Genomic DNA, 9,997 nt, shown 5'->3' with positions numbered 1-9,997 from the left:
CACCCCCCAGGTCATCTGTTCGACAGGGGGGAACAGCCATGCCGGGCCCGGAGGCCAGCGGCCCTCTTGCAGGACCGCGGAAAACATAACGGGGGTGGCCGTCTGCACGACGAAGTCCTCGTCGTCAGTGCTGAGCAGGCGGGGACGGCCTCCCGCCCACCTAGGGTCCAGACAGGCCAGGCCGATCTCGTTGAACCGGTGGATCACACCCCGGACGGTGTCCTCATCGGCCTGCACCAGCTGCGCAATCACCGGCACCCGGTTGCCGCCGGCCGAGGCCAGCAGCATCATCGCGCGTCAGTAACGCACCGAACTCGTACTGCCCCGGCGCACAATCTGCCGCAGCTTCTGCCCCTCCTGGTCGGTCAGTCTGCGCACACGAACAGGCTCAGCCACCACACCCCCAGCGGACGGACGTCTACGGACATCCAACTGCCCGAACCACCACTCCGGCCAACGTTCCCGGTCAGAGCACTAGCTCCTACACAGCCATTGCGTCGTGACAGCACGGCCAGACGTTGCCCCCTGCCCATAGCTGGTTCTTTGGCGTCCGAAGGGTATTGCCGACGGTAACGCTCAGTCTGGCAGAAGCTGCTTTTCCAGAGTGAGGGAGGCGGCGCGGCAACTGCTGAGCGACGACTACCGTCAGCGCCCGCCGAATCCCTGATCCGACGGAACTACCTCACGCCCAAGCGGCATGAGTGAGATCGGGATGAGCTTCAGGTTGGCCCACCCGAATGGGATCCCGATGATCGACAGGAACAGCGGGATGCTTGTGATCAGGTGGGCCAGGGCCAGCCACCATCCGGCGAAGATCACCCAGATCACGTTGCCGATGAAGGATCCGGCGCCGGCGTCCGGTCGGTCCACCGTGGTCCGTCCGAACGGCCACAGGACGTAGCCGGCGATACGCAGGGACGCGATGCCAAACGGGATGGTGATGATCAAGACGAAGCAGATCAACGCTGCGATCGCGTAGCCGATCGCCATCCAGAGGCCGCAGAAGACGAGCCACAGGATGTTGAGCAGCAGGTTGAACACCTTCATGATCGGTACCCTCTCCAGGTCACTCCGTTGGCATGCCTGCTGCCACAAGTATCAGCCGGTCAGGCGTCCAGGCGGAACCTCAGCGCCCTTGTAGCGTGATTGGGAACGTCCCGAGACGATCCCGTTCGGCCTCGCGGCCTTCCGTATCGGCGTCTACGCCCTGTGGCCCTTCGGGTACACGACCGTCGAGCGGCGGGACGCCGGCGCCCCCTCCTGCGTCGGCAACGTTCTGTGGCTGATCCTGGCGGGCTGGTGGCTGGCACTCGCCCACATCGTCACCGGTGTCGCGATGTGCCTGACGATCATCGGGATCCCCTTCGGCATCGCCAACTTCAAGCTGATCCCGGTCTCGCTGCTTCCGCTGGGACGCGAGATCGTGCCCACCGACCAGCCGTTCGCGACTCGCTGACCACCCCCGCGACCCGCTGACCACACCTCATGCGGCTCCCGCCGCACACGAGTTGTCCACAGGCCCGCATCCGGGCCAAGGGTTGTCCACAGGCCGCCGCGATTGTCAGCGGCGGCCTGCATCATGAAGCCATGACCGAGATCGGGCAGTTGCTGACACAGGTGGCCCTGCGGGCCCGCGACACCCGCCCGTGGGGCTGGCCGTCGCTTCCCGCACCCGTAGACGCAGCCACCCTCGACCGAGCCCGGGAGGCCCTGGGCTTCCCCCTGCCACCCCTCCTCGCCGCGCTGTACGAGGAGGTCGGCGACGGAGGCTTCGGCCCGTCGTACGGTCTGCTGCCCCTGCTGGACGCCGCCCCGTCCGGCGAACCGGCCGCCGTCGCCCAGTACCTCACCAACCGCGAGTACGGCCGCAAGAACCCGCAGTGGCCCTGGCCGGAGGGCGTCCTGCCCATCTCGCACTGGGGTTGTGGCATGTACGCGTGCGTGGACTGCCGTACCCCGCAGGCCACAGTCCTGCTCTACGAACCGAACGGCGACGGCGCCGACGGCGCCTGGTTCGTGGACGCGGCCACCCTCACCGACTGGCTGTGCGTCTGGATGAACCGCACGGGCTGGTACGAGGAGACCGACGAGGGCACGGATCTGGCCCCGTGGGACGACTTGCGGATACGCACGGCACCGGCCCCGCGGCAGGCCCCCTGAACGACCGGGCCTCCCGGAAGGCGGCAGCCGGCTACGGAGCCGTCACCCGCCGCCGCACCGCATACGCCACCGCGCCCGCGGCCAGCACGGCCGCCCCCGCGGCCACCGACACCACCGGCAGGGCGAAGGCGAGCACCGCGCACCCCAGCAGGCCCACCACCGGTACCACGCGGGCACGCGGCGCCGGATCGAGCGTCCAGGCCGAGGCATTGGCCACCGCGTAGTACACCAGCACACCGAAGGAGGAGAACCCGATGGCGCCTCGGACGTCCGCGGTAGCCGCGGCGACGGCGACCACCGCGCCCACGGCCAGCTCCGCGCGGTGCGGGACCTCGAAGCGCGGATGCACGGCGGCCAGCGCCGGGGGCAGATGACCGTCCCGGGCCATGGCGAGCGTGGTCCGTGACACGCCCAGGATCAGCGCCAGCAGCGAACCGAGCGCGGCCACCACGGCCCCCACCCGCACCACGGGCACCAGCCCTGGCACCCCGGCCGCCCGCACCGCGTCCGCCAGCGGCGCCGCCGTCCGCCCCAGCGCGTCGGCGCCGAGCACGGAGAGCGCGGCCACCGCCACGCACGCGTACACCACCAGCGCGATACCCAGGGCCAGTGGAATCGCGCGCGGGATGGTGCGCGCCGGGTCCCGTACCTCCTCGCCGAGGGTCGCGATCCGCGCGTACCCGGCGAACGCGAAGAACAGCAGGCCGGCCGCCTGAAGTACGCCGCCCGCACCCGACGACAGACTGATGTGCAGCAGCCCGGCGTCCGCTCGCCCGGACGTCAGGCACGCGACCACCACGCAGGCGAGGACGGCCAGCACCACGCCCACGATCACCCGCGTCAGCCAGGCCGACTTCTGGATACCGCCGTAGTTCACGGCGGTCAGTGCCACCACGGCCGCGACCGCGACCGCGTGTGCCTGCCCCGGCCAGGCGTAAGCGCCCACGGTCAGCGCCATCGCGGCGCAGGACGCCGTCTTGCCGACGACGAACGCCCAGCCCGCGAGGTACCCCCAGAAGGCGCCGAGCCGCTCCCGTCCGTACACGTAGGTGCCGCCCGACTGCGGGTAGCGGGCGGCGAGGCGGGCCGAGGACATGGCGTTGCAGTAGGCGACGACGGCAGCGACAGCCAGCGCGGGCAGCAGCCCCGCACCGGACGCGCGGGCCGCCGGGCCCAGAGCCGAGAACACGCCCGCCCCGATCATCGAGCCGAGGCCGATGAGAACAGCGTCGTGCAGACCCAGCGTGCGCCGCAGGCCGGGAGGGGAGGAGGACATGCGCGCACCCTACTGATCGCCGCAACCGCAGGGTGTCGCCGTGGCGTCCTCTTAGCAGACAGGGCGCGAACACATGTGCGCGACGGCCATCTGTGGATGACTCGGACAACTTGTCCGGCACAGCCGGCAGAGAACGAAATCACAGGGCCGGATCAGTGCGAACACAGCGCGGAAGGGCAGGTTCAGCGCATGGGCATCATCGGTTGGATCATCCTGGGACTGTTGGCCGGCGCCATCGCCAAGATCCTGCTGCCGGGACGCGACCCGGGCGGCTTCATCGGCACGACTCTCATCGGCATCGTGGGCGCGTTCCTCGGCGGCTGGATTTCGGCCCGCTGGCTGGACCACCCCGTCACCAAGAACTTCTACGACGGTGCGACCTGGGTGGCGGCGATCGGCGGCTCGCTGGTGCTGCTGATCCTCTACCGCCTTCTCTTCGGCAATTCGCGCGACTGATCGCCCGGCAGGCCGACGGACGGGAAACGAGAAGGGTGGGCGCCCCTGGCGCCCACCCTTCGTCCGTCTCGGCCTGGTCGTCGTGTCTCGGCCCGGGGGCGACTACCGGTAGTTCACGAACTGGAGCGCGAAGTCGAAGTCCTGGCCCTTCAGGAGCGCGATCACGGCCTGGAGGTCGTCGCGGCTCTTGGAGCTGACGCGCAGCTCCTCGCCCTGGACCTGGGCCTTCACACCCTTGGGACCCTCGTCCCGGATGATCTTCGCCACCTTCTTCGCGTTCTCCTGGGAGATGCCCTCCTCGATCGACGCGAAGATCTTGTACTCCTTGCCGGAGAGCTGAGGCTCACCCGCGTCGAGCGCCTTCAGCGAGATGCCGCGCTTGATCAGCTTCGACTGGAAGACGTCGAGGATGGCCTTGACCCGCTCCTCGGAGTTCGCCTGCATCAGGATCTTCTCGCCCGACCAGGCGATCGAAGCATCGACGCCCTTGAAGTCATAGCGCTGCGAGACCTCCTTGGCGGCCTGGTTGAGGGCGTTGTCGACCTCCTGCCGCTCGACCTTCGAGACGATGTCGAAACTGGAGTCGGCCATGTCCTGTGGCTCCTTGTATCGGGGGGGCGTAACGGGATGCGTTCCGGCGCGCGACGGCGACAGCGCCTGGTGTGGGGACCGGGCCGCATCCGCACCAGCCTAGCCACCCCACGTCTCGTGAGCGCAGATCAATCGGGTGGCGGAGCACCCCTGGGGATCGGGTATTGTTTACGTCGTTGCCAGGGAGCACCGCCGAAAAACGGTTCGACTTGGTGGCAGACCCCGGCGGTGTGCCCGAGCGGCCAAAGGGAGCAGACTGTAAATCTGCCGGCTTCGCCTTCCCAGGTTCGAATCCTGGCGCCGCCACTTTGGGGAAGACCCCCTCCGGACTGTGGAAACACAGGTCGGAGGGGGTCTCTTTTTGTTGTGCCGTGGGGGCTTGTCGTGCCATGGATGCGGCGAGCGGAGGCGCGACGACATCCCCGCCCCGGCGCCGCGTCCGCGGAATCCCTGTCCCCCGTCGGGCAGGTGCGGTTGGCGGGGCCCTCGTGACCGGCAGCGGTGCGCCTCCCCGGTCGCGGCGGCCGGTGTGGGCGCCGGAGACGCCGTGGGCGCTCGATCAGCCGCCCGGGACCCCGCGGCCCCCGGCACGTGTGGCACGCCCCGGGGCACACTGGGATCATGCCCTCCCGACGCAGAACCTGTCCGGTGTGCCACCGCGAAATCGCCGTCGTCGCGGGACGCTTCGCGCGGCACGACCCGCCCGGGGCGCGGGACACCGGCGACCTGGTCTCCTGCTCCGGCTCGCGGCGGCAGGCCGAACTCGGCGCGGTCCAGCCGTCGTTGGACGGCTACGCCGTGCCGGCCTTTCCCGGACAGCTGCCGCTGTTCTGACGAGCGCGCCCGGCTGTCGTCACCGTCACAAGTCCCAACGGCCGGGCGGCGGGCTCAGTTCCCGGCCACCGACTTCACGGCCACCGTGACCGGCGTCGAACCACCGATCAGCTCCAGGGTCAGACCGGCGGTCGCCGACGTGTCCACCAACTCCGCCAGCACGGCGGCCACATCGTCACGCGTGACCGGTCCCCGGCCCGTGTGCGCCTCCAGACGCACCAGTCCCGTACCCGGCTCGTCCGTCAGCAAGCCGGGGCGCAGGATCGTCCAGTCCAGGGCGGTCTGCCGGCTGACGTACGCGTCGGCCTCGCCCTTGGCCCGCAGATACACGTCGAAGACGTCGTCACCCTGGTGTGCCGGATCCGCGCGCATCGCCGAGACCATCACGAAGCGGCGCACGCCCGCGCGGACGGCCGCGTCCACGAACAGCACCGCCGCGCCCTTGTCGACCGTCTCCTTGCGGGCCGTGCCGCTGCCCGGGCCCGCGCCCGCCGCGAACACCGCGGCGTCCGCTCCTCGCAGACACGCCGCGACCTCCTCGACCGACGCCGACTCCAGGTCGAGCAGCACCGGTTCGGCGCCGGCCGCCCGCAGACCGTCGCCCTGTTCGGCCTTCCGGATGATTCCCGCGACCTCGTCCCCGCGCGCGGAGAGCTGCCGCTCCAACCGCAACGCGATCTGACCATGACCACCAGCGATGACAATGCGCATGTCTCCGACCGTACGCCCGAAGCCCCGCATCCGCCGCACGACTTCATGCGCCCCGCGCGTCCGCGCCGAGCCCGTGAAGTGCCTGGCCGGGTGGGGGTCGTCCTCACGGACGCGCTCCCGCGCACGGTCGTCACCGCACGCCGGCTTTTCGGCTCAGGTATCCGCTCGGACCGCCGGCACCCGCCCGGCCCCTTCGCCCCCGGTGCGCCCCTCAGGACACCTCGCCCCGTCCCTGCCTGGGCAGCCCCAGTTCCGCTGTCGCCGCCGAGTTGCAGTACTCGCGGACCGCGCTCGTGCGTGCCACCACGCGCCCCCGGTGCACCACGATCCGGCTGTAGGCGAGTGAGAGGACGCCTGCCAGGTGGTCGCCTCGTACGGCGAGGAGTTCGGCGGGGAAACCCGCCTCGACACGCACCTCGGGAAGGCCGAGGGCGGCGCGGGCGGACGTACTCACGGTCTCGTAGGCGTCCTCGGGGCGCAGGCCGTGGCGGGAGGCGAGGAGGTAGGCGGCCTCCAGGGGGTCGCCGCGGCCGACGGGGTTCGACAGGTCGCGCAGGGCGCCGCTGCCTGCGGCGACCCGTACACCGGCAGCGCGCAGCAGCCGTACCGGGGCGGTGCCGCGGCGGTCGACGGAGCCGCAGCCGCCCTGGGGCAGGCACACCACCGTGACGCCGGCCGCGGCGAGCTGGTCCGCGACCCGGTTCGCCGCCTCGGCGGGCAGGCGCGCGAGCCCGGCGCACGGACCGAGCGTCACGCCGGGGCGCATGCCGCCCGCCATCGTCGCGAGCCTCGCCAGCCGGGCCGCGTCCACGGCGTCCGTGTGCAGATCGACGGGGCAGCCGTGCTCGGAGGCCACCTCCAGGACGGCCTCCGCGTAGCCCGTCGGATCGGGGTCCAGGTCCGGGCAGCCGCCCAGCACGGACGCGCCCATCTTCGCGGCGTCCCGCAGCAGCGCCAGCCCCTCGACGCCGGCGACTCCGGTCAGCACGCGCGGCATCGCGACCGTCGTCAGCTCCGCGAGTCCGCGCAGCGAACGGCGGGCCTGGAGAACGGCGGCGAGGGCGGCCAGCCCCTGGACGTCGCCCACGCGCACGTGCGCGCGTACCGCCGTCGCGCCGTGGCCGAGTTGCAGCAGGGCGGCCTCGGTGGCGCGGCGCTGGACGTCGTCGGGGTCGTACGGGACGGGACCGCCCCGGTCGGCGGAGAGGGCGGTGTCGCCGTGGGCGTGCGGTTCGGCGGGGGCCGGGAGCAGGAGGTAGCCGCTGAGGTCCACGCGCGTGCCGCCCGGGCGGGACGGACCCGGTGCCAGGCTGCCGGCCGTACCGACCGCCTCGATGCGCCCGCCGCCCAGCCGTACGTCCACGGTGCGGCCGTCGGTGAGCCGTGCCCCGCACAGCAGGAGCCCGGCCGGCTCGGGCTGTCCCGAGGAGCCCGGGGAGTTGGACGACGACGAGGGCGGCTGCGGCTGGCTGTCAGGCATCGCGCTCCAGGAGGGTCGGTCCGGGCGGGGGACTCAAGATCACGCAGAGTGAGTCGAGCCTAGGGTGGCGAACCGTGCGCGGCGGGGAGGAGCGCAATAGTCGTACCGGCCTGGTCGGACCGGTCGGGAACGCTTCGACACGCGCGCGTGAGGAGCTTCTGGAGGGGCCCCGGAGGCCGCAGTGAGCCAGGTGGAAGGGGCCCGGTGGAGCGGCGGGAAACGGATTTGGGTGAACGGCGGCCGAGCGTGTAATGTCTTCATCGCTCGCCCCAATAGCTCAGTCGGCAGAGCGTCTCCATGGTAAGGAGAAGGTCTACGGTTCGATTCCGTATTGGGGCTCTGGTGTGAGAGGTCCCGTCGCGAGGCGGGACTGATCTCATCAAAGCGGTGTAGCTCAGTCGGTAGAGCAAGCGGCTCATAATCGCTGTGTCACCGGTTCAAGTCCGGTCACCGCTACTGACAGTAGCCGATTGCGGGGTCGGTCCTTCGATCGGCTACTCTTTTTGCGTTGAATCAGTCCATCCGTTCGTCTTAGGAGCACTCACGTGGCTGCCACCGACGTCCGCCCGAAGATCACGCTGGCCTGCGTGGAGTGCAAGGAGCGGAACTACATCACCAAGAAGAACCGGCGTAACAACCCGGATCGTCTTGAGATGAAGAAGCACTGCCCGCGTTGCAATGCGCACACCGCGCATCGCGAAACGCGGTAACAACAGGCTCGTTCGTGAGGCCGTCCCCATCCCGGGGGCGGCCTCACGGCGTTTCGGCAGTCGGCTTTCCCGCTAGTTTGTGGGGCATCACAGCAGACATCAGGAGGTGCCGGGCCAATGGCGCTCGACCAGTCCTTCGTGGGACGGACCTACCCACCCACCGAGCCCTACGAGGTGGGCCGGGAGAAGATCCGTGAGTTCGCCGAGGCGGTCGGCGACACCAACCCCGTGTACACGGACCCGGAGGCCGCCAAAGCGCTCGGCCATTCCGACGTGATCGCTCCGCCGACCTTTGTCTTCTCGATCACTTTCCGCGCGGCCGGGCAGGTCGTCGAGGACCCGCAGCTGGGCCTCGACTACAGCCGCGTGGTGCACGGCGACCAGAAGTTCGCCTACCGGCGCCCGGTGCGTGCCGGCGACCGGCTGACCGTCGTCTCGACGATCGAAGCCGTCAAGTCCCTCGCGGGCAACGACGTCATCGACATCCGCGGCGACGTCCGCGACGAGACGGGTGAACTCGTGGTGAGCGCACTGACCAAGCTGGTGGCCCGTGCGGCGGACGTGGAAGAGGGGGCGTGAGCATCCGATGACGGCGAAGATCGCGTACGAGGACGTCGAGGTCGGCACCGAACTGCCCGCCCAGGTCTTCCCCGTGACCCGTGCCACGCTGGTGCGGTACGCGGGTGCCTCCGGGGACTTCAACCCGATCCACTGGAACGAGAAGTTCGCCAAGGAGGTGGGCCTGCCGGACGTCATCGCGCACGGCATGTTCACCATGGCCGAGGCGATCCGCGTGGTGACCGACTGGATCGGCGACCCGGGAGCGGTCGTCGACTACGGCGTCCGCTTCACCAAGCCCGTCGTCGTCCCGAACGACGACCAGGGCGCCCTGGTCGAGGTCAGCGGCAAGGTCGCGGCCAAGCTCGACGACAACACCGTGCGCGTCGACCTGACGGCGACGAGCGCGGGACAGAAGGTGCTGGGCATGTCACGGGCGGTCGTACGGCTGGCCTGAACCCGGCTCGTGAGACTGGCCTGACCCGGCGGGTCCCACAGCGCGGTAAGGGGCGCTCTCCCTTGCAGGGCGTCCCTTACGCATGTGCGGCCCCCTGCCCGTCGAACGGCCGAGGGGGAGCTGGTGTTCCGGCTGCTTGACTTAGTTAGTGATTGAGTACTAACTTCTCCGCATGGTCAGGATGAGTGCTGAGGAGCGGCGTGAGAGCGTCGTTCGTGCGGCGATCACGGAGTTCGCGCAGAGGGGCTACTACGGCACCTCCACCGAGGCGATCGCGAAACGGGTCGGTGTCTCCCAGCCGTACCTCTTCCGGCTCTTCCCCGGCAAGAAGGCGATCTTCGCCGCCGCCTCGCAGCGCTGCATCGACGAGATGTGCGAACTCTTCGAGGGGGCGGCCGAGGGGGTGCAGGGCGAGGAGGCCCTGCATGCCATGGGTGACACGTACGTGCGGCTGATCCAGGAGCGGCCCGAGTGGCTCCAGATGCAGATGCAGACGTACATCACCGTGTCGGCCGCCGAGGCGGAGGGCGAGCACGAGTTCGGCGAACTGGTGCGGGCCGGCTGGGGGCGTCTGTGGGACACCGTCCACCTGCTCTCGGGGGCCGACGTCGACCGCACGACGACCTTCCTGGCCAAGGGCATGCTCATCAACACCTACGCGGCCATGGGCTTTCCGCCCGAGCACCGGGTCTGGCAGGGGATGTACGCGAAGGCCGCGACCACGGGACGGCTGGACGGGTGCGACGACGAGTGAAGGGGCGCCC

The 9,997-nt window shown here is 70.2% G+C and carries 13 protein-coding genes, 3 tRNA genes and 1 pseudogene; 11 read left to right on the top strand and 6 right to left on the bottom strand.

Annotation, left to right across the window (positions count from 1 at the left end):
• Both ACZ4O3_RS42095 and ACZ4O3_RS42090 read right to left on the bottom strand, forming a co-directional pair.
• A pseudogene (locus ACZ4O3_RS42095) lies at window positions 1-396 on the bottom strand (helix-turn-helix domain-containing protein); the annotation flags it as partial.
• A gap of 249 nt (window positions 397-645) precedes the next feature.
• On the bottom strand, window positions 646-1,047 hold the full coding sequence (locus ACZ4O3_RS42090; protein ID WP_467727635.1) for a YccF domain-containing protein: 402 nt from the start codon (window positions 1,045-1,047) through the stop codon (window positions 646-648).
• A 118-nt stretch (window positions 1,048-1,165) separates the two neighbouring features.
• Here ACZ4O3_RS42090 and ACZ4O3_RS42085 point away from each other — a divergent pair, with 118 nt between their 5' ends.
• Both ACZ4O3_RS42085 and ACZ4O3_RS42080 read left to right on the top strand, forming a co-directional pair.
• Window positions 1,166-1,456, top strand: a complete 291-nt coding sequence (locus ACZ4O3_RS42085; RefSeq protein WP_467727639.1) for a YccF domain-containing protein — start codon at window positions 1,166-1,168, stop codon at window positions 1,454-1,456.
• Window positions 1,457-1,587: 131 nt separating this feature from the next.
• Window positions 1,588-2,160: an SMI1/KNR4 family protein gene (locus tag ACZ4O3_RS42080; protein WP_362716156.1), complete on the top strand. Its 573-nt coding sequence runs from the start codon at window positions 1,588-1,590 to the stop codon at window positions 2,158-2,160.
• A 31-nt stretch (window positions 2,161-2,191) separates the two neighbouring features.
• On the opposite strand, the gene ACZ4O3_RS42075 is transcribed toward ACZ4O3_RS42080, so the two are convergent.
• The gene (locus tag ACZ4O3_RS42075) at window positions 2,192-3,436 is read right to left on the bottom strand and encodes an APC family permease (RefSeq protein ID WP_362716158.1); all 1,245 of its coding nucleotides are present in this window, start codon (window positions 3,434-3,436) and stop codon (window positions 2,192-2,194) included.
• A gap of 189 nt (window positions 3,437-3,625) precedes the next feature.
• Between ACZ4O3_RS42075 and ACZ4O3_RS42070 the strand changes: the two genes are divergently transcribed.
• Window positions 3,626-3,892: a GlsB/YeaQ/YmgE family stress response membrane protein gene (locus tag ACZ4O3_RS42070; RefSeq protein WP_362640547.1), complete on the top strand. Its 267-nt coding sequence runs from the start codon at window positions 3,626-3,628 to the stop codon at window positions 3,890-3,892.
• A gap of 102 nt (window positions 3,893-3,994) precedes the next feature.
• Here the strand turns inward: ACZ4O3_RS42070 and ACZ4O3_RS42065 are convergent, their stop codons facing one another.
• On the bottom strand, window positions 3,995-4,483 hold the full coding sequence (locus tag ACZ4O3_RS42065) for a YajQ family cyclic di-GMP-binding protein (RefSeq protein WP_362716161.1): 489 nt from the start codon (window positions 4,481-4,483) through the stop codon (window positions 3,995-3,997).
• Between the two features lie 224 nt (window positions 4,484-4,707).
• On the opposite strand from ACZ4O3_RS42065, the gene ACZ4O3_RS42060 reads away from it, so the two are divergent.
• A tRNA-Tyr gene (locus ACZ4O3_RS42060) sits at window positions 4,708-4,789 on the top strand.
• Between the two features lie 315 nt (window positions 4,790-5,104).
• The gene (locus ACZ4O3_RS42055) at window positions 5,105-5,317 is read left to right on the top strand and encodes a hypothetical protein (protein WP_467727632.1); all 213 of its coding nucleotides are present in this window, start codon (window positions 5,105-5,107) and stop codon (window positions 5,315-5,317) included.
• Window positions 5,318-5,371: 54 nt separating this feature from the next.
• Here the strand turns inward: ACZ4O3_RS42055 and ACZ4O3_RS42050 are convergent, their stop codons facing one another.
• Window positions 5,372-6,028: an SDR family oxidoreductase gene (locus ACZ4O3_RS42050; protein WP_362716167.1), complete on the bottom strand. Its 657-nt coding sequence runs from the start codon at window positions 6,026-6,028 to the stop codon at window positions 5,372-5,374.
• Between the two features lie 211 nt (window positions 6,029-6,239).
• On the bottom strand, window positions 6,240-7,508 hold the full coding sequence (locus tag ACZ4O3_RS42045) for an amidohydrolase family protein (protein ID WP_384990623.1): 1,269 nt from the start codon (window positions 7,506-7,508) through the stop codon (window positions 6,240-6,242).
• Between the two features lie 266 nt (window positions 7,509-7,774).
• Here ACZ4O3_RS42045 and ACZ4O3_RS42040 point away from each other — a divergent pair.
• The 6 genes from ACZ4O3_RS42040 (at window position 7,775) to ACZ4O3_RS42015 (ending at window position 9,987) form a co-directional block, all read left to right on the top strand.
• Window positions 7,775-7,847 (top strand) — tRNA-Thr (locus tag ACZ4O3_RS42040).
• Between the two features lie 44 nt (window positions 7,848-7,891).
• A tRNA-Met gene (locus ACZ4O3_RS42035) sits at window positions 7,892-7,964 on the top strand.
• A gap of 89 nt (window positions 7,965-8,053) precedes the next feature.
• Window positions 8,054-8,218: a 50S ribosomal protein L33 gene (rpmG, locus tag ACZ4O3_RS42030; protein WP_003948671.1), complete on the top strand. Its 165-nt coding sequence runs from the start codon at window positions 8,054-8,056 to the stop codon at window positions 8,216-8,218.
• Between the two features lie 117 nt (window positions 8,219-8,335).
• Complete coding sequence (locus ACZ4O3_RS42025; protein WP_362725923.1) at window positions 8,336-8,797, top strand: MaoC family dehydratase N-terminal domain-containing protein; 462 nt, start codon at window positions 8,336-8,338, stop codon at window positions 8,795-8,797.
• 7 nt (window positions 8,798-8,804) lie between these two features.
• Entirely contained in the window at window positions 8,805-9,233 is a 429-nt protein-coding gene (locus ACZ4O3_RS42020; RefSeq protein WP_362725925.1) for a MaoC family dehydratase, read from the top strand.
• A 172-nt stretch (window positions 9,234-9,405) separates the two neighbouring features.
• Entirely contained in the window at window positions 9,406-9,987 is a 582-nt protein-coding gene (locus ACZ4O3_RS42015) for a TetR/AcrR family transcriptional regulator (protein ID WP_467727629.1), read from the top strand.
• Window positions 9,988-9,997: the final 10 nt, after the last annotated feature.

It is taken from the genome of Streptomyces sp. NPDC026515 (genome assembly GCF_055567595.1).
The sequence above is the reverse complement of the archived record's forward strand: the minus strand, read 5'-3'. Positions and strand labels throughout refer to the sequence as shown.